This window comes from Mycobacterium marinum (genome assembly GCF_003391395.1).
GTDB classification, from domain to species: Bacteria; Actinomycetota; Actinomycetes; order Mycobacteriales; family Mycobacteriaceae; genus Mycobacterium; species Mycobacterium marinum.
Map to the genome: position 1 here is coordinate 648357 of NZ_CP024190.1, position 18587 is coordinate 666943.

At 69.4% G+C, this 18587-nt stretch carries 11 protein-coding genes and 1 pseudogene; 8 read left to right on the top strand and 4 right to left on the bottom strand.

Annotated elements, in window-relative coordinates; genetic code table 11:
* Positions 1 to 3 precede the first annotated feature (3 nt).
* The 7 genes from dcd (at position 4) to rfbA (ending at position 7527) form a co-directional block, all read left to right on the top strand.
* On the top strand, positions 4 to 576 hold the full coding sequence (dcd, locus tag CCUG20998_RS02810) for a dCTP deaminase (protein ID WP_012392561.1): 573 nt from the start codon (positions 4 to 6) through the stop codon (positions 574 to 576).
* 140 nt (positions 577 to 716) lie between these two features.
* A complete protein-coding gene (locus CCUG20998_RS02815; protein ID WP_181005704.1) occupies positions 717 to 2324 on the top strand; it encodes a DUF7159 family protein in 1608 nt (535 codons plus the stop codon).
* Between the two features lie 155 nt (positions 2325 to 2479).
* The gene (locus tag CCUG20998_RS02820) at positions 2480 to 3994 is read left to right on the top strand and encodes a DUF7159 family protein (RefSeq protein ID WP_116269086.1); all 1515 of its coding nucleotides are present in this window, start codon (positions 2480 to 2482) and stop codon (positions 3992 to 3994) included.
* A gap of 76 nt (positions 3995 to 4070) precedes the next feature.
* Entirely contained in the window at positions 4071 to 5405 is a 1335-nt protein-coding gene (locus CCUG20998_RS02825; protein ID WP_012392564.1) for a UDP-glucose dehydrogenase family protein, read from the top strand.
* A gap of 60 nt (positions 5406 to 5465) precedes the next feature.
* Complete coding sequence (locus CCUG20998_RS02830) at positions 5466 to 6221, top strand: maleylpyruvate isomerase family mycothiol-dependent enzyme (RefSeq protein WP_020731613.1); 756 nt, start codon at positions 5466 to 5468, stop codon at positions 6219 to 6221.
* Between the two features lie 35 nt (positions 6222 to 6256).
* Complete coding sequence (locus CCUG20998_RS02835) at positions 6257 to 6631, top strand: nuclear transport factor 2 family protein (protein ID WP_020731614.1); 375 nt, start codon at positions 6257 to 6259, stop codon at positions 6629 to 6631.
* Between the two features lie 29 nt (positions 6632 to 6660).
* Positions 6661 to 7527 carry a glucose-1-phosphate thymidylyltransferase RfbA gene (gene rfbA / locus CCUG20998_RS02840; protein WP_020731615.1) on the top strand — a complete coding sequence of 289 codons (867 nt, stop codon included), beginning with the start codon at positions 6661 to 6663 and terminating at the stop codon, positions 7525 to 7527.
* Between the two features lie 36 nt (positions 7528 to 7563).
* Here rfbA and CCUG20998_RS02845 read toward each other — a convergent pair whose 3' ends face one another.
* Both CCUG20998_RS02845 and CCUG20998_RS28265 read right to left on the bottom strand, forming a co-directional pair.
* Positions 7564 to 8997, bottom strand: coding sequence for a PE family protein (locus CCUG20998_RS02845; RefSeq protein ID WP_038578663.1), 1434 nt, complete (start codon positions 8995 to 8997; stop codon positions 7564 to 7566).
* Between the two features lie 1065 nt (positions 8998 to 10062).
* Positions 10063 to 10611: pseudogene (locus CCUG20998_RS28265) on the bottom strand (PE family protein); the annotation flags it as partial.
* Between the two features lie 391 nt (positions 10612 to 11002).
* Between CCUG20998_RS28265 and CCUG20998_RS02855 the strand changes: the two are divergent.
* Positions 11003 to 14209 (top strand): PE family protein, encoded by a 3207-nt coding sequence (locus CCUG20998_RS02855; RefSeq protein ID WP_116269087.1) that lies wholly within the window; start codon positions 11003 to 11005, stop codon positions 14207 to 14209.
* A gap of 18 nt (positions 14210 to 14227) precedes the next feature.
* On the opposite strand, the gene CCUG20998_RS02860 is transcribed toward CCUG20998_RS02855, so the two are convergent.
* Both CCUG20998_RS02860 and CCUG20998_RS02865 read right to left on the bottom strand, forming a co-directional pair.
* Positions 14228 to 15499, bottom strand: coding sequence for a pyridoxal phosphate-dependent aminotransferase (locus tag CCUG20998_RS02860; RefSeq protein ID WP_020731619.1), 1272 nt, complete (start codon positions 15497 to 15499; stop codon positions 14228 to 14230).
* A gap of 48 nt (positions 15500 to 15547) precedes the next feature.
* A complete protein-coding gene (locus CCUG20998_RS02865) occupies positions 15548 to 18496 on the bottom strand; it encodes a (Fe-S)-binding protein (protein WP_103654132.1) in 2949 nt (982 codons plus the stop codon).
* Positions 18497 to 18587 lie beyond the last annotated feature (91 nt).

Below are 18587 nucleotides of genomic sequence, written 5' to 3' on the forward strand. Positions count from 1 at the left end.
CGCGTGCTGCTCTCTGATCGAGACCTCAGAGCCGAAATTTCCGCCGGGCGGTTGGGTATCGACCCGTTCGATGACAGCCTGGTTCAGCCGTCCAGCGTCGACGTCCGGCTCGACTGCATGTTCCGGGTGTTCAACAACACCCGGTACACCCACATTGACCCGGCGCAGCGCCAGGACGAGTTGACCAGCGTGGTGGAGCCGACCAAGGGGGATCCGTTCGTGCTGCACCCGGGCGAGTTCGTGCTGGGTTCCACGCTGGAGATCTTCTCCTTGCCCGGTGACCTGGCCGGGCGGCTGGAGGGCAAGTCGTCGCTGGGCCGGCTGGGCTTGCTCACCCATTCCACTGCCGGCTTCATCGATCCCGGCTTCAGTGGGCACATCACGCTGGAGCTGTCCAACGTCGCCAACCTCCCGATCACGTTGTGGCCCGGCATGAAAATCGGCCAGCTGTGCATCTTGAAATTGACCAGTCCGTCCGAGCATCCCTACGGGAGTTCCGGAGTAGGGTCGAAATACCAGGGTCAGCGGGGGCCCACGCCGTCTCGTTCGTACCAGAACTTCATAAGGTCTACATAGCTGCCGCATAGCTTGCGCGATAAGGATTAGTAGACCGTTGGCTTGGCTATCCAAGAGCCATTGCCGGGCCATCCGGAGCCATCCGCGCCGTGTTCTCCTCCGCAGCGACCGTGGTGGGTTGCAAGACCTTGGGAGGGGTTTTGGACGTCGTACTTGGGGTATCGATGGCAGCGGCTGACGTCCGGATGGCGTTGGTCGAAGGCGAAGACGGCGACGGCTTGATCGTCGAGGAAGACAGTTTCGACCTCGACCGCAATCCGGTCACGTCGAGCGCATCCGATCAGGTGGTCGCGGCGATTCTGGGCACTCGGGAGGGCGCGGCCGATGCCGGCTTGCGGTTGTCCTCGATCGGTGTGACATGGACCGACCCGGTTCAGGCCGCGGCGCTGCGCGATGCGCTGGCCTGGCACAAGGTCGAAAACGTCATGCTGGTCTCGGGTTTTCTGGCTGCGGCCGCCCTGGGGCAGGCGGTCGGCGGCGCCCTCAGCTATGCGCGGACCGCGGTGTTGTTCATCGAGCCCCATACGGCGACCCTGGCGGTCGTCGACACCGCGGACGGCTCGGTCAGCGAGGTGCGCCAGCAATTGTTGGCCGAAGACGACGACGCGGCGGTGGCCGAGGTGGTCGCCATGGTGGCCGCGGCCGAGTCTCTGCCGGCGCGTCCGGACGGTGTCTATGTGGTCGGCACGGGTGTGGACGTCGCCATGATCAAGCCGGCACTCGATGCGGCGACCTCGCTGACGGTGAGCGTGTCCGAGGAACAGGAAATGGCGCTCGCCCGGGGCGCGGCGCTGGCTTGCGGCAATGCGCCCCTGTTTGCCGCCACCACCGCCGCCCTGGCATATGCGCAAGACCTCAATGATCCTGACCCGCTGGGGGAGAGCGAACTGGGCGACGAGCTCTCGCCCGATCAGGAACCCGCCGGGCGCCGATCCGGGCTCTTGATCGGTAGCGGCCTGGCCGTGGTCGCCACCGCGGCGGTGGTGGCCCTGGAAGTCGCGCTGGCGATCGACATCCGCCCGACGGTCGCCCTACAGCCCAGACCCAACGAGAATCACCTGGTCGCCCCGCCTCCGCAGGCGGCCCCGCCGCCGCAAGTGGCCGCTCCCGAGCCGAAGATCGAGCTGCCGCGCCCCCGGGTGGCGCCGCGCGCGGCCAGCCCGCAACTACCGGCCCCGGCCGCGCCGGTGCAGAGGGCGCCGGAGGTGCCGGTGTTGCCCGCCCCCACCGCTCCCGAACCGGTGGTGGCCGTGCCGCCGCTGGTGCCCATCGTCGTGCCGCCCGTGCGGGTACCCAGCGGGACCGACACCTTCCTGCGCCCCTCTGTCCCCAAGGTCCAAGCGCCGGTGCCACGTCAGCAGCCCAAGGCGCCCGCCCCCCGTGTTGAAGTTCCAGCCTCGCCCCCGCCGGTGGTGAGTCCGAATCCGCGCGGGCGCGGCGGTCTGAGGCTGCCCGGGCTGGGCCGGATACCCAACCCCGGTCGTGGGCCCGCTGGCGGTAGCCTCGGTCCTGGCCGGCGCGGGCACTTCGGCGGCGGCGCCCCCGGCCGTAGCGGTCCGTCCGGCGGCGGCCACGGGGGCCAGTTCGGCGGCGGCGGTCATGGTGGTGGGTTCGGCGGTGGCCGCGGTGGCGGTGGCCATGGTGGCGGGTTCGGAGGCTTCGGTGGCGGCCACGGCGGTGGCGGCCACGGTGGAGGTTTCGGTGGCGGCCACGGTGGTGGTTTCGGTGGAGGCCACGGGGGACGTTGACAGCTAATTGTCTGTTCGACGGTTAGGCATCCTTTTACTGCTGAAATGTGCTGACCCAAGCCGATCCGGCAACCAAGGCTCCGGTATGCACCTCGGGAGGCGCGTAAAATCGGCGGCTACAGGGTTGGGGGACCCGCGTAGGCCCGCTGTATGCGATGGTCGAACAGGTATTGGGGGAGCTCTTGGACACCGTGCTCGGAGTATCTGTGGCACCGACGGCAGTGCGGTTGGTGCTGGTCGAGGGCGAAAACGGCGATGGCGCGTTGGTCGATGAAGACGCGTTCGATGTCAGCGGTGATGGCGACGCGGCAACCATCGGGGCCGCCGAACAGGTGATCTCGGCGATCCTGGGAACCAGGGAAGGCGCCTCCGAGGGCGGCTACCAGCTGACCTCAACCGGGGTGACCTGGAGAGACCCGGCCCAAGCCGCCGCCCTGCGCGACGTCTTGGCCCGGCGCAAGATCGAAAACGTCGTGCTGGTCTCGGCGTTCCTGGCCGCCGCCGCGCTGGCTCACGCGGTGGGCAGCGAAACCAACTATGCGCAGACCGCGTTGCTGTTCATCGAACCCGAGGCCGCCACGCTGGCGGTTGTCGACAGCGCGGACGGCTCGGTTACCGACATTCATCGACTCTCACTGTCAGACGACGATGACACGGCCGTGGGCCAGTTGACGGAGTTGATTTCGCAGGCCGAGAGCCTGCCGACCCGTCCCGACGCGGTGTTTCTGGTGGGCTCGGGTATCGATCTGCCATTGATCAAGCCGACGCTCGAGGCGTCGACCACATTGCCGGTTACCGCGGCCGAGGAACCGGATACCGCGCTTGCCCGCGGGGCCGCGCTCGCGGCGGCGAGCAGCCCCCTGTTCGCGTCATCCACGGCGGCGCAGGCGTGGGCCCAGGATCCCGGCAGCGGGGTGCTCTACTCTCACGCGCCGTACGGGCTCGATGCCGCCTACTTCGACGATGTGTCGGACCAGTTGGGGACGGGTCAGCAGGCTCTGGCCTACAGCGCGGTGCCCGAAGAGCAGCATGAGCGAAGGCCGTTCGCGCTGCTGGCCAGCATCATGGGGTCAATCTTCATCATCGGTGTGGGTGCCTTGGCCGTGTCGCTGGCGGTCAGCATCCGCTCCGAACCCGGCACCCGCCCCGATCCCGGCCAGAGCGTCGTCACACACCTGCCCGCGCCGGCGCACGCGGCCCCGGCCCCTCAACCCCAGGCCCCGGCACCGCAGGCTCCGGCGCCCCAAGCCCAAGCCCCGGCGCCCCAGGCCCAGGTTCCGGCCCCAGCCCCGGCGCCCCAAGCCCCCGCCCCGCGGGCGCCGGCGCCGCAAGCCTCGGCCCCCCAGGTGCAGGTTCCGGCTCCGAAGGCCCCGGCGCCGGTGCCGGTACCGGTTGCCCAAGCGCCAGTGCCCGTGCCGCAGGCTCCCGCGCCAGTTCCGGTTCCGATTCCTCAGGCTCCCGCACCCGCGCCGGAGGCTCCGGTGCCGGCTCCGGTGCCCATTCCGGTGCCCATTCAGATCCCGCTTCCCCAGATCTTTGGTCCCGGTGGCGGCGGCGGGTTCCCCGGCGGTGACGATGACCGGGGCGGACGTGGTGGTGGACGCGGCGGCGGTCACGGCGGTGGGCACGGGCGCGGCGGGTTCAACATCCCGTTTATCCCGGGTATCTGATCTTGCCGGGTAGCTGTCATCTGCCGTTCAGCGTCGCGATGCAGTTCGCTCATCGCAGTCGCCTACACACGGTGTTATGCGATGCACCGTCTTTGGCACCGGCTATCTAGGCGCCACCCACGCCGTTGGAATGGCGCAACTTGGGCACGAGGTTGTCGGGGTCGACATTGATCCGGGCAAGGTGGCCAAGCTGGCCGGGGGCGATATCCCCTTCTACGAGCCGGGTCTGCGAAAGCTGTTGAGGGACAACCTCGCTGCTGGACGTCTGCACTTCACGACCGACTACGACATGGCCGCCGAGTTCGCCGATGTGCACTTTCTGGGTGTTGGCACACCCCAGAAAAGGGGGGAATACGGCGCCGACTTGCGCCACATTCACGCCGTCATCGATACCCTGGTGCCGCGGCTGACCAGAACGTCGGTGCTCATTGGCAAATCGACGGTCCCGGTCGGAACGGCGGCCGAGTTGGCCCGGCGGGCCGCCGGGCTGGCAGTGGCCGGCGTTGGTGTGGAGATCGCCTGGAACCCGGAGTTTCTGCGCGAAGGTTTCGCGGTCCGCGATACGCTGCGTCCGGATCGGATTGTGCTTGGTGTGCAGGAGGATTCGATCCTGGCCGAGCAGTTCGTCCGAGAACTTTACGGACCGTTGCTGGAGGCCGGGGTGCCCTTCTTGGTGACCGATCTGCAGACCGCGGAATTGGTCAAGGTCTCCGCCAATGCCTTTCTGGCTACCAAGATTTCGTTCATCAACGCGATCTCGGAGGTATGCGAGGCCGCCGGTGCCGACGTCAGTCTGCTGGCCGACGCCCTCGGCTATGACACCCGCATCGGGCGCCAATGTCTCAATGCGGGTTTGGGATTCGGTGGCGGCTGCTTGCCCAAAGATATCCGTGCGTTCATGGCCCGCGCCGGTGAGCTCGGTGCCAACCAGGCGCTGACCTTCCTGCGTGAGGTCGACAGCATCAACATGCGGCGGCGTACCCGGATGGTGGAACTGGCCACCACTGCGTGTGGCGGTTCGCTGTTGGGAGCCAACCTCGCGGTGCTTGGCGCGGCGTTCAAACCCGAATCCGACGACGTTCGAGATTCTCCCGCGCTCAACGTCGCCGGACAGCTACAGCTCAACGGTGCGGCGGTCAATGTCTATGACCCCAAGGCCCTGGACAACGCGAACCGACTGTTTCCCACGCTGAACTACGCGGTCTCGGTTGCCGAGGCCTGCGAGCGAGCCGACGCCGTGTTGATACTCACCGAATGGCAGGAGTTCGTCGACCTCGACCCCGACGATCTGGCCGACCGGGTGCGGGCCCGCGTCATTGTCGACGGCCGCAACTGCCTTGATGTCTCCCGCTGGGAGCGGGCCGGCTGGCGGGTGTTCCGGCTGGGGGCGCGGATTCGGGCGGCGTCCTAGTCGGCCGCGTCCGTCGGCGAATGCGGGCTGCGGGCAACCGGCACGAGTAGCGTTACCGGGGTGGACCAGGTGGCGGCATACCTTGACCAGACTCGTGCTTTCGGCGAACTCATCGGCAACAATGACCAATCCACGCCAGTGCCCAGCTGCCCGGGATGGAACCTCGGGCAGCTGTTCCGTCATGTCGGACGCGGCGACCGGTGGGCGGCCCAGATCGTGCGCGACCGGCTGGACAGTTTTCTGGATCCCCGCAGTGTGGCGGGCGGAAAGCCGCCGGCAGCTGTGGACGACGCGATCGCCTGGCTGCAAGACGGCGCGCAGCTGATGGTCGACGCCGTCGAGCAGGCGGGCGCGGAAACGCCGGTGTGGACATTTCTTGGGCCGCGCCCGGCGCACTGGTGGGTTAGGCGCCGGCTGCACGAGGTGGTGGTGCATCGGGCTGACGCCGCCATCGCGCTCGGCCAGCAATTCGTCCTGGAACCCGAGATCGCGGCCGACGGCATCAGCGAGTTTCTGGAACGCATTGCGGTCCAGGCGGGACGCGACGGCGCGCCGCTGCCGATCGAGGACGGCGACACCGTGCATCTGCACGCCACCGATCCCGGTCTCGGTGACGTCGGGGAATGGACCGCCGCCGTCGAGGACGGCCACATCACCTGGTCGCATGAGCACGGCAAAGGCACCGTGGCCGTGCGCGGCGGCGCCGCGGAGCTTCTGCTGGCGATGACGCGGCGGGTCTCGGTGCCCGACACCGGGATCGAGGTGTTCGGCGACCAGGCCGTATGGCAGAAATGGCTGGAGCGCACGCCTCTTTAGCGTGCGGGCTAGGCGAACACGGTAATTTGCAGGCCATGACCACATCGGAGATTGCCACCGTGCTGGCCTGGAGCGACGCCCTCAACGCCGCTGACATTGACACCCTGGTGGCCCTGTCCAGCGACGATATCGACATCGGCGACGCGCACGGAGCAGCCCAGGGCCACGAGGCGCTGCGGCGCTGGGCCAGCTCGCTGCAGACGACCGCCGAGATGGGCCGCATGTACGTGCACGACGGTGTTGTGGTGGTCGAGCAACGGATCATCGGCCGCGACGACCCCGACAGCGTCGCGAACGCCGCCTCGGCATTCCGGGTGGTCCGCGATCACGTCACCTCGGTTTTCCGCCATGACGACTTGGTGTCGGCGCTGGCGGCCACCGAACTCACCGAGGCTGACCTGGTCGATTGAGTTCGACGAAAGGCAACTAGGAGCCACTCATGCGCGGGATCATCTTGGCCGGCGGTTCGGGCACCCGCCTGTACCCGATCACCATGGGCATCAGCAAGCAGCTGTTGCCGGTCTATGACAAGCCAATGATCTACTACCCGCTGACCACCCTGATGATGGCCGGAATCCGCGACATCCAGCTGATCACCACCCGCCATGACGCTGCCGGGTTTCACCGCCTACTGGGCGACGGAACGCATTTCGGCGTGAACATCACCTATGCAACCCAGGATCAGCCCGATGGTCTGGCCCAGGCATTCGTCATCGGCGCTGACCACATCGGCACCGACTCGGTGGCATTGGTGTTGGGGGACAACATCTTTTATGGCCCGGGTTTGGGCACCAGCCTGCGCCGATTCCAAGACATCAGTGGCGGAACGATTTTCGCGTACTGGGTGGCAAACCCAACTGCCTACGGTGTTGTCGAGTTCAGCGCCGACGGGACCGCGCTCTCCCTGGAGGAAAAACCGGCCACCCCGAAGTCGCACTATGCGGTGCCAGGCTTGTATTTCTACGACAACGACGTGATCGAGATCGCGCGGGGCTTGAAGAAATCCGCGCGCGGCGAGTATGAGATCACCGAGGTGAACCAGGCCTATCTGAACCACGGCCGGCTCAACGTCGAGATGCTGGCCCGCGGAACGGCTTGGCTGGATACCGGCACGTTCGACTCGCTGCTAGACGCCGCCGATTTCGTCCGGACGCTGGAGCGGCGGCAGGGACTCAAAGTGAGTGTTCCCGAGGAAGTGGCGTGGCGGTTGGGCTGGATTGACGACGAACAACTGATGCGGCGCGCACGCAGCCTGGTCAAGTCCGGGTACGGCAGCTACTTGCTGGAGTTGTTGGAAAGGAACTGATTTCAGCGCCAATCCGGTGCTCGAAGGCTCGTACTATCAGGTATTCCCGATCGTGCCGATCAACAGCCCGCCGTTGCCCGGAAGGCCCGGGGTGCCGGCGCCCGATAGCCCGACGTCGCCGCTGTTTCCGCCATTTCCGATCAGCACGGCATCGCCGCCGTTTCCGCCGTTTCCGCCGGAGAAGCCGCCGTTCGGGCCGGGCGCCCCGCCCGCGCCGCCGGCCCCGCCGTTTCCGATCAGCCCGGCCCTACCACCGCCACCGCCGTTGCCGCCGTCACCGGCGGAACTGGGGCCGACGAAGCCGGCTCCGCCGGTGCCGCCGCCACCACCGTTACCGAATAGCGTGCCGCCGGTACCGCCCTGGCCGCCATTGCCGCCGGTGGCGTTCATGAGGATGTTGCTGGTGTAGGCGGCCCCGCCGACGCCGCCGGCACCGCCGTTGCCGAAGAGCCGGCCGTCGCCGCCTTGGCCTCCGTTACCGCCCACGGAGTCTGCGAGGGCGTTGGTGCTCTGTCCGCCCGCGCCGCCGGCGCCGCCGGTACCCCCGAAGATGCCGGTGGTGCCGCCGTCGCCGCCGTCGCCGCCCTGGGTAGCGCCGAACCCGCCGACGCCGCCACCACCGCCGTTGCCGAGCAGGGTGCCGGCCGCGCCGCCGTTGCCGCCGACCCCGCCAGGCCCGACGCTGGCCAGACCGCCGGTACCGCCGATCCCGCCGTTGCCGAAGAGGCCGCCGGCGCCACCGTCTCCGCCGGCGCCACCCCCGGTCAATCCGGTGCTGGCGATGCCGCCCTGGCCCCCGGCGCCGCCGATGCCGAATAGTGCGCCGCCGGCACCCCCGGCGCCGCCGGCCCCGCCGTCGATTCCGGATCCACCGGTACCGCCGATGCCGCCCTGGCCCCACAAGAGTCCGCCGGCCCCACCCGCGCCGCCGGCCGCACCGGTGCCCACCGTTGAAGCCCCGCCGGCACCGCCCGCGCCGCCATTACCGAACAGTCCGGCCGCGCCGCCGGTGCCGCCCTGCTGTTCCAACCCTCCGGACCCGCCCGCCCCGCCGTCGCCGAGTAACCAGCCGGCGGCGCCTCCGTTGGCGCCGGTGCCTGCCGCCCCGTTGGCGCCGTTGCCGATCAGTGGGCGCCCGGTCAGCGTCAGGACGGGCTGGTTGATGAGGTCCAGCGCGGTCTGCGCGACGTTGCTTGCTTCAGCTGTCGCGTACGAGCCGGCGCCGGCCTGCATTGCCTGCACAAATTGGGAATGAAACTGGGCGGCCTGGGCGCTGAGCGACTGATAGGCCTGTCCGTAGGAGCTGAACAACGTCGCAACGGCCGCCGACACATCGTCGGCGCCGGCCGCCAGTACCGCGGTGGTCGGGGTGGCCGCGGCCGCGCCGGCCTCGCCGAGCGTCGACCCGATCCCGGCGATGTCCGCCGCTGCCGCCGTCAATGTCTCCGGTGCCACGAACAGAAACGCCATGTGATCCCTCCCATTTCAGCTCAGTGCGTGACACACAGCGGGGGGACCGCCCGGTCACTAACGACTGGATAGAAGCGCATCGTATGCTGGCAGCGGCACCACGTAGTGGTCTTTCGCGAACATTATTCAAGCGCGTAACGCGACCACTCGTGGCGACATTTTGCTGCCGCTGAATGCGGGCGATCAGGGTGTCAGCCCCGCCATTCCGTCCTCGCCGATGAGCAGTCCGCCGATGCCGGCGGCGCCGGCGATACCCGGGCCCACCCCGCCGGAACCGGCGTTGCCGCCGTTGCCGCCATTGCCGATCAGCACGGCGTCACCGCCCTTACCGCCGGAACCCCCGGTGCCGAATCCCGAGTTGTTGTTTCCGCCGGCGCCGCCGTCACCGCCCTGACCAACTAGTCCGGCCTTGCCGCCGTTGCCGCCGTCCCCACCGTCGGCACCGCCCACGCTGTCCCCGCCGGCCCCGCCGGCGCCGCCGGCACCGTAGAGGAAGCCGGCGTTACCGCCGGCCCCGCCGGCTCCGCCGTCGGAGGCGCTGAAGCCGAATCCGCCGTTGCCGCCCGCGCCACCGGCCCCGATGAGCATGCCGGCGTTGCCGCCGGCGCCGCCGTTCCCAGCCGCGTTGCCGATGGTCGCCGCGGCGCCGGCGCCGCCGTCCCCGCCATTGCCGAAGAGCATGCCGGCGCTGCCGCCCATTCCGCCGGCCCCGCCGAACAGGCCGCCCTCGCCGCCAGTGCCGCCTGCCCCGCCGGCGCCGAAAAGTCCAAGGGCAGCCCCGCCGATCCCACCGTCGCCACCCTGGGTCAGGCCGGACCCGCCGGCCCCGCCGTCCCCGCCGGCGGCGAACAGGCCGGTGCCGCCGTCGCCGCCATTGCCGGCAAAGGTGCCGAACCCGCCGACTCCGCCGTCGCCTCCAGCGCCGAACAGTCCGCCGTTCCCGCCGAGTCCGCCGATACCGCCGGTGGAGCTGTTACCGAAACCGCCGGCCCCGCCCGCGCCGCCGCGGCCGAACAACAGCCCTCCGGCTCCGCCATACCCGCCGTTTCCGCCGGGTATGGAATCGCTGAGGCTCGATGCGGTGCCACCGGCGCCGCCGGCTCCGCCGGTGCCGAACAACAGCCCGCCGGCCCCGCCGTTGCCGCCGTTGCCGCCGCTGACGCTTGCCGTGCCGGGGGTTCCCGACCCGCCGGCCCCGCCGTTGCCGATCAACCACCCGGCCGCCCCACCGTCGGCCCCCGTCCCCGGGGCGCCGTTGGCGCCGTTACCGATCAGCGGGCGCCCGGTCGCCGCCAGCACGGGAGCATTGATCGCGTCGAGCAGCGGCGATACGGCCGCAGCCTCGGCGGCCGCATACGAAGCCCCACCCCCGCTCAAGGCCTGTAGAAACTGCTCATGAAACGTGGCCGCCCGCGCGCTGAGCAACTGATAGGCCTGGCCCTGCGCGTCGAACAGCGCCGCAACCGCCGCCGACACCTCGTCGGCGCCCGCGGCCAGCACCGCGGTGGTAGGCGCCGCCGCTGCGGCGTTCGCCGCGCCGATCGTTGACCCGAGACTGGCTAAATCCGTAGCCGCCGCAGTAAGCGCCTCCGGCGCCGTGATCACAAATGACATTTCGACCACCTCACCAACACGTATCGACCCATGACTCACCGTTCAACGCCGTCTCGGCGATCGCTGCTAACCATCAATCGACGGGACTAGACCCATCGTTGCTGCTGGGCGCGGCCGATTGGGCAAATTCGCAAGTATTAATGCGGCACGCACAAGATTCCTCGCGATCGCGCCGCCCCGGCCGGGGAATGCGAGGGCCGTGTCGGGAGCGGATTCAAGCCGGTCGTGTCCTCGGTTCTGACCTGCGCCGCGAGGTTTCTGCTGCGAGTTTGCTGTGTCGTTTCGCAAAAGAACCTGTGTGGTCAAAACTCTGAGTTTGCCGGGGTTACCCTCTGCTGATTCCGAGCGCGATTCACCAGTAGTCGACGGCTAATCGGTTGGGAGACTTGCGATGTCGTATGTGGTGGCAATACCGGACATGCTGGCATCGGCGGCCGCCGATGTGGCGGGCATCGGCTCATCGGTCGGCGCGGCCAACGCCGCGGCCGTGGGGGCGACGACCGGGGTGATGGCCGCTGCCGATGATGAGGTGTCGGTCGCGATTGCGGCGTTGTTTTCCGGCCATGGCCAGGCTTACCAGGCGATCAGTGCCCAGGCGGCTGCGTTTCACGACCAGTTTCTGCGGGCCTTGACCGGAGCGGGCGGCGCCTACGCGGCCGCCGAAGCGGCCAATGCTTCACCGTTGCAGGCCGCGGAGCAGCAGGTGCTGGCGGTGATCAACGCACCCACCAACGCGTTGTTGGGGCGTCCGTTGATCGGCAATGGCACCGATGGACTGGCGGGAACCGGAGCCGCCGGTGGTGCCGGGGGGCTCTTGTGGGGCAACGGCGGCAACGGCGGATCCGGCGCGGCTGGCCAGGCCGGCGGGGCCGGGGGAGCGGCCGGCCTGATCGGCACCGGGGGTGCTGGGGGTATGGGTGGGGCCGGCGGTGGGGCCGGCGGGATGGGCGGCAGCGGCGGCTGGTTGTTGGGCAACGGCGGGGCCGGCGGGGCCGGTGGAGTCGGCGGCGCAGGTGTGAGCGGTGGAGTCGGCGGAACCGGTGGCAACGCGGTGCTGTTCGGCAACGGCGGGGCAGGGGGCATGGGTGGGGCCGGCGCGGACGGCGCCGTGGGCGCCGCCGGTACCGCGGGGACCTCGACTTCGGCGGGCGGTGTTGGTGGTGTCGGTGGTGACGGGGGCAATGCCGGCAACGGCGGGGCCGGCGGCAACGGCGGACTTTTCGTCGGGGTTGGTGGGGCCGGCGGCCAAGGCGGCGCTGGCGGGGCCGGTGGGACCGGCGGGGCTGGCGGCGCAGGCTGGGACGCCACCGCCGCCGGAGTGCTTGCGGCCACCGGAGGCGACGGCGGCGACAGCGGTGGCGGGGGCGCTGGCGGTAACGGGGGCGCGGGCGGGGCCGGCGGGCATGGGTCGGCCTTGTTTGGCGCGGCCGGCGCGAACGGCAACGGCGGGGCCGGTGGCGCCGGCGGAAACCCGGGGGCGCCCGGCAACGGTGGTACCGGTGGGGTCGGCCCCGACGCGGCCCCCTCCGGGGGCATGGGCGGCACCGGTGGTGACCCCGGCGCGGTCGGCGGTGGCGGCAACGGCGGCGCGGCCGGTGGCGCGGGTGCGGTCGCCGGTGCCAGCGGTGCCGCCGGCACCATCATCGCCGGCAACGGAGGAAATGGCGGTGCCGGCGGGGCCGGCTATGCCGCCGATGGCCCTGCCGGCCCCGCCATCGGCAACGGTGGCGACGGCGGGCACGGTGGCGCGGGCGGCTTCTACGGCAACGGTGGTGCTGGCGGGGCCGGTGGTAACTCCGCACCCGGCGGCGGGAACGGCGGCAATGGCGGCACCGGCGGTGACAGTGGTGCGATGGGCAGCAGCGGCGGTCGGGGCGGCGATGGCGGCGTCGGCACCAACGGCGGGGCCGGTGGCGGCGGCGGCAACGCAATTAGCTACGGAACCGCAAACGCCACCGGTGGCGCGGGTGGCGATGGCGGCGCCGGTAGCAGGGGTACCGGGGGCACCGGCGGTGCTGGCGGCGGGGGCGGCGCCGCAAACATCCTCAATAGCGCCTCGACGGCCACCGCTACGGGCGGCAACGGTGGTGCCGGTGGCGACGGCAACGATGGTGGGCATGGCGGTGCCGGCGGTGATGTCTACACGGCTGGGACCGGAAATGTCGCGGCCGGCGTCGGTGGTCGGGGCGGTACCGGCAGCACCGGGGTAGGCGGTGCCGGCGGCGACGGCGGGAACGTGGAGATCAACAACGTCAGCTCCACGGTCTCCCCTGTCGGCGGGGCTGGCGGCCACGGCGGTGACGGCGCCACCAACGGCGGGGCCGGCGGCAACGGAGGATCCGCGTCTGTCGACGGCAGTGCCTCCACGGCCAACGCCACCGGCGGCACTGGTGGGGATGGCGGTAGCGGCGGCACCGGCACCGGCGGGCACGGTGGATCCGGCGGCGTCGCCAACAACTACGGGGCTGGCGACGCGATCGGCGGCGCCGCCGGGATAGGTGGCACCGGTGCCATCGGTGGCGACGGCGGCGCGGGAGGTAGTGGGTACAACTACGGAACCGGAAACGCCATCGGTGCCGCCGGTGCGGCCGGCACCGATGGCAGCACCGGCGCCGGGGGAGCCGGCGGCGCGGGCGGCTCGGCAAACATCGTCAATAGCGCCTCGTCGGCTCATGCCACGGGCGGCAATGGTGGTGCCGGTGGCAACGGCACCGATGGCGGCAATGGTGGCGCCGGCGGATATGTCTACAACGCCGGGACCGGAACTGTCACCGCCGGCGTCGGCGGTCGGGGCGGCACCGGCAGCGCCGGGGTCGGCGGTACCGGCGGTACCGGCGGTGGAGTGGACATCAATAACAGCGCCGCGACGGCGGCCCCGCAAGGCGGTGCCGGCGGTCACGGCGGTGACGGCGCCACCGACGGCGGTGCCGGCGGTACCGGCGGATTCACCCGAATCGACGGCAGCGCCTCAGTGTTTGATGCCACCGGCGGCGCCGGTGGTGATGGGGGCAACGGCGGTACCGGCCACGGTGGCGCCGGGGGCGCGGGCGGTGCTGCGATCAACTACGGAGCCGGAAACGCCTTCGGTGGCACCGCCGGGACGGGTGGCACCGGCGTGGTCGGCGGAGCCGGAGGAGCCGGCGGTGCTGCGATCAACTACGGAACGGGCAACGCCACCGGCGGTGCTGGCGCGGCGGGCACCGCTGGCACTGGCGGCACCGGAGTCATGGGCGTCGTCGGGGGCGCCGGCGGGGCCGGCGGGAGCGCAAGCATCATCAATCGGGCCTCAACCGCTACCGCCACGGGTGGCATCGGCGGGCGGGGCGGCGACGGCGCCGCACAGGAATTTACAGCGGGAGGCACCGGCGGCGCGGGTGGTTTTGCCTCGACCACAGGGACCGGGATCGCCGCTGGCGGCGATGGAGGTAAGGGGGGCAACAGTTTCGGACCCCTGGCCATCGGCGGCACCGGCGGGCACGGCGGTGACGCTCAGGCGCTCACGGGGAGTCCCATGCCTGGCCACGGCGGCACCGGCGGTGACCCCGGCCCCGGGGGTAAGCCCGGCCCGAACGGCGCGGACGGCACCGTCGTCGTGTAAATGCCGTCGAGTTCGGTGCTACTGCCGGTAGCTGACCAGGAAGTTGCCCAGGCGCTCGATGGCCGCCGCCAGATCACGCGACCACGGCAAGGTCACCAGGCGCAGGTGATCCGGTTCCGGCCAATTGAACCCGGTCCCCTGGGTGACCAGGATCTTCTCGGACAGCAGCAGATCGAGCACGAGTTGTTCGTCGTCGGCGATGTCGTAGACCTCCGGGTCCAGCCGGGGAAACGCATACAGCGCACCCTTGGGCTTGACGCAGGACACCCCGGGAATGTCGTTGAGCTTGGACCAGGCGACGTCACGCTGTTCGAGCAGACGACCGCCGGGGAGCACCAGATCATCGATGCTTTGGTGGCCGCCCAGGGCGACCTGGATCGCATGCTGGGCCGGGACGTTCGGGCACAAGCGCATGTTGGCCAGCAGGCTGATTCCCTCGATGAAGCTGCTGGCGTGCTCCTTGGGACCGGTGATCGCCAGCCAGCCCGCCCGGTATCCGGCAACGCGGTAGGCCTTGGACAGGCCATTGAAGGTCAGGCACAGCATGTCCGGGGCGAGCGTGGCCACGCTGATGTGCTTGGCGTCGTCGTAGAGGATCTTGTCGTAGATCTCGTCGGCGAGCAGCAACAGTTGATGCTTGCGGGCCAGCTCCACCATCTGGGTGAGGATTTCGTGGCTGTAGACCGCGCCGGTGGGGTTGTTGGGGTTGATGATCACCAGCGCCTTGGTGCGCTCGGTGATCTTGGACTCCAGGTCGGCGATGTCGGGCTGCCAGTCCTGCGTCTCGTCGCATAGGTAATGCACCGGAGTGCCGCCGGCCAACGAGGTCGACGCCGTCCACAGGGGATAGTCGGGTGCGGGAATCAGCACCTGGTCGCCGTTGTCGAGCAAGGCCTGCAGCGTCATGGTGATCAGCTCGGAGACACCGTTGCCCAGGTAGACATCGTCGACGTCGAATCGGGGAAAGCCGTCGACGAGCTCGTAGCGGGTGACCACGGCACGTCGGGCCGGCAGGATCCCTTGCGAGTCGGAGTACCCCTGCGCATAGGGCAGCGCCTGGATCATGTCGCGCATGATCACGTCCGGCGCCTCGAAGCCAAACGGCGCGGGGTTGCCGATGTTGAGCTTGAGGATCCGATGCCCTTCGGTCTCCAGCCGCGCGGCCTGCTGGTGCACCGGACCGCGGATTTCGTACAGGACGTCCTGAAGCTTGGACGACTGCGCGAAGGAACGCTGGCGCTGGTGGCTGGAGGCGTGCCAGGGCAGCTGGTGAGTGGTCACGTCAACCATGGTCTCATCGCTGTCTACTGATATTTGCTGACAGGTGTCAAGCCACGGTCAGCGCTTGCCCGGCGGACGCGCGCCCCGTGCCATGCCCAGACCCTTGACCGGGGCGGCCGGCGCCGCAGGTGGAGTCGGTTCCCCATCCTGCTTGCTGGCCGGCTCGGGTTCCGGTGTTGCCTCGGGCTCCGGCTGGGCGGGGGCCGCCGCGGCGGGCGCTTCCGCCTGCGCGGGTGCCTTCTTCGCCCCCGGACGCTTGGCGCCGGTGGCGATTCCCAGGCCTTTGACCGGGGCGGCGGGTGCGGCAGGTTCCGCGGGCGCGGCCGCGGCCTCGGGAGCCGGTGCCGTCGCGCCCGCTTCCGGTGCCGCAGCAGCTGGTGGCGCTGCCTTCTTGGCCCCAGGTCGCTTCGCGCCCGAGGCCATACCCAACCCCTTGACCGGTGCGGCCGGTGCGGCCGCCTCGGCCGGCTTGGTTTCGCCGGTGGGCGCGGCCGCCTTCTTGGCGCCGGGTTTCTTGGCGCCCGCGGCCATACCAAGGCCCTTGGCCGGTGCGGCCGGGGCCTCAGCTGCCGCGGTTTCGGCTGCTGGCGCCGGAGCCGCCTTCTTGGCGCCCGGTCGTTTCGCGCCACCCGCCATGCCCAGCCCCTTGGCCGGTGCGGCCGGGCTGGCCGCTGTGGCGGCGGCCGGGGCCTCAGCAGCCTTCGCGGGTGCCTCGGCTGGCGCCGGGGCGGGCGCGGCCGGGGCGGCGGCCTTAGGCGCAGCTTTCGCCCGCTTTTCGGCTTCCTTTGCGGCCGTGCCTTTCTCCGGCAGCGTTGCCTTTTCGCGGTCGAGCGAGCCGAGCAGCACCTGGGCCACGTCGAGTACCTCGACACCGGAACGGCCCGCTTCTTCCTGCCGGTCGTTGACACCGTCGGTCACCATCACCCGGCAGAACGGGCACGCGGTGGCGATGGTGGAAGCGTTGGTGGCCAGCGCCTCGTCGACGCGTTCGTGGTTGATCCGCTTGCCGATGTGTTCTTCCATCCACATGCGGGCCCCGCCGGCGCCACAGCAGAAGCTGCGCTCGGCGTGGCGTGGCATCTCGGCAAGGTTGGCCCCGGCGGCGCCGATCAGCTCACGCGGCGCCTCGTAGACCTTGTTGTGCCGACCCAGGTAGCACGGGTCGTGATAGGTGACATCTTGGGAAACCGGGGTGACCGGGACCAACTTCTTGTCGCGGATCAGCCGGTTGAGCAGCTGGGTGTGGTGCAGCACGCTGTAGTTGCTGCCCAGCTGCCGGTATTCCTTGCCCAGGGTGTTGAAGCAGTGCGGGCAGGTGACGACGACCTTGCGGTCGACGGTCTCCACGCCCTCGAAGACGCCGTCTAGGGTCTCGATGGCTTGCTGGGCCAGCTGCTGGAACAGGAACTCGTTGCCGGACCGGCGGGCGGAGTCACCGTTGCAGGTCTCCCCGGCGCCCAGCACCATGAACTTCACACCCGCGGTGGCGAGCAACTCGGCGACGGCCTTGGTGGTCTTCTTGGCCTTGTCGTCGTAGGCGCCGGCGCAACCCACCCAAAACAGGTACTCGTAGCCGTCGAAGCTATCCACGTCCTCGCCGTAGACCGGGACATCGAAGTCGACTTCGTCGATCCAGTTGGTCCGGTCCGAAGCGTTCTGGCCCCACGGATTGCCCTTGTTCTCCAGGTTCTTGAACAGCACCGACAGCTCGGAGGGGAACTCCGACTCCATCATCACCTGGTAGCGGCGCATATCGACGATGTGATCGATGTGCTCGATGTCCACCGGGCATTGTTCGACGCAGGCGCCGCAGCTCACGCAGGACCACAACACGTCGGGATCGATGACACCACCCTGTTCGGCGGTACCGACCAGCGGGCGCGCGGCCTGCTCGGGACCGTCTCCGGGCACCCGGCCGAAGCCGGATTCGGGCACGTGGTGGCCTTCTTCGGCGGCGGTCTCGAGGTCAAGACCCTCGAGCGGATCCGCGGTCTTCTCACCCAGGATGTAAGGCGCCTTGGCCATCCAGTGGTCGCGCAGGTCCATGATGACCAGCTTGGGCGACAACGGCTTGCCGGTATTCCAGGCCGGACACTGTGACTGGCAGCGCCCGCACTCGGTGCAGGTCGCGAAGTCGAGCATGCCCTTCCAGGTGAAGTCCTCGATCTTGCCGCGGCCGAAAATGGCGTCGTCGGGCGGGTTCTCGAAGTCGACCGGCTTGCCGTCGGCTTCCACCGGCAGCAGCGGACCCAGCCCGTCGGGCAGCCGCTTGAAGGTGACGTTGATCGGAGCCAAGAAGATGTGCAGGTGCTTGGAGTGCAGCACGATGATCAAGAACGCGAGCATGACCGCGATGTGCGCCAACAGCGCCGTGGTTTCGATGATCTCGTTGGCGGGCTGACCAAGCGGGCGCAGGATCGCCCCGAACAGCTGGGACAGGAATGCGCCCTTGCCGTAAGGAAGCGTTTCGTTGTTGACCGCTGAGCCCCGGACCAAGACGTAAGTCCAGATGACGTTGAAGATCATGAACAGAACGAGCCACGCACCGCTGTTGTGCGAGCCATAGAACCGCGACGCCCTACCGATCTCGCGCGGGTTCCGCTTGATCCGGATGATGGCGAAGGTAGCGATGCCCAGGAACACCGCGGTGGCGAAGAAGTCCTGCAGGAAGCCCAGCGCGTCCCAGTGGCCGATCACCGGGATGGAGAAGTTCTCCACGAACAGGAACCCGTAGGCCTCGATGTAGACCGTGAGCAGGATGAAGAAGCCCCACATGGTGAAGAAGTGCGCGATGCCGGGGATCGACCATCTCAGAAGCCGCCGCTGACCGAACACCTCGGCGATCTGCGTCCAGATCCGGGCGCCGATGTCATCGGTACGTCCCGAGGCTGGTTGCCCAGACATGATCAGCTTGTACAGCCACCAGACCCGACGCAAAGCGAGCACGACCACGACCGCGGTCATGCCCATTCCAACTGTCAGTCTGATGAGCATCTGCGTGGTCACCGAAGTACTCTCCAATGCATTTCAGTGTGCTTACTGGCAGCTCAACCTGCTCATACTGACATCTTTGCCTAATTCGCCGCGAGAAAGGCTG